This is a genomic window from Mediterraneibacter sp. 210702-DFI.3.120 (assembly GCF_020561005.1).
Lineage (GTDB): Bacteria > Bacillota > Clostridia > Lachnospirales > Lachnospiraceae > Mediterraneibacter > Mediterraneibacter faecis.
The window spans coordinates 1-929 of sequence record NZ_JAJCNG010000067.1; the positions used below are offsets into that span (position 1 = coordinate 1).

At 53.9% G+C, this 929-nt stretch carries 1 protein-coding gene; it reads left to right on the forward strand.

Annotation, left to right across the window (positions count from 1 at the left end):
* Nucleotides 1–765 (forward strand): AAA family ATPase (locus tag LI162_RS15205; protein ID WP_227156873.1); only part of this gene is annotated, 765 nt, incomplete at its 5' end.
* Nucleotides 766–929: the final 164 nt, after the last annotated feature.

A 929-nucleotide genomic window follows, 5' to 3' on the forward strand; every position in this document is an offset into this window, starting at 1 on the left:
ATCATCTATCAGACCGCCGAGGACGGTTTGGGCGATACCGTTAAGCCCCGGCTGATGGAAGCTGACGCAGACCTTGAAAGAGTACTTGTCATTGACGATAGGGACACACCGCTGACCCTTGCCGATGAGCGCATAGCAAGGGCAATCCGGGAAAACAACGCAAGGCTGGTTATCATTGACCCGGTACAGGCGTTTCTGGGCGCAGATGTGGACATGAACAGAGCAAACGAGGTGCGCCCGATATTCCGCAGTCTGGGAGACATTGCACAGGCTACCGGGTGCGCTATCGTGCTGATTGGACACCTGAACAAAGCCGCAGGAACGCAAAGCACCTACCGGGGATTGGGGTCTATCGACATTACGGCGGCAGTCCGCAGTCTGCTGTTTATTGGTAAGCTGAAGGACAGTCCCACAACGAGGGTGCTTATCCATGAGAAAAGCTCCCTTGCGCCGCCCGGTCAGTCTCTTGCCTTTTCTCTGGGAGACGAGAAAGGTTTTGAATGGATAGGGGCTTATGACATTACCGCTGACGAGCTTCTTGCCGGGACGGACACCGCTAAGACCGAGAGCAAGACCGCACAGGCGCAAATGCTCATTCTGGAACTGCTTGCGGACGGAAAGCGTATGCCGAGTGCAGAGCTGGAAAAGGCAGTCAATGAGCGTGGGATTTCCTCACGCACCATGAGAACGGCAAAGAGCCGTATCGGGGACAGACTTGTGACCGAGAAAGACGGCACAGCATGGGTCTGCTATCTCCGAGACTGACAACAGGAACACGGCAAGCGTGGCAAAGACGGCAAGGGTTTTATAGATACCTTAATGTTGCCGCCTTGCCTTGTTCCCTCATACTGACACCGCTCGATGATGAACAGTCACCGGGCATTTTTCATTTACAGGAGGATTTTGAATGAACAATACCGCAACCAACA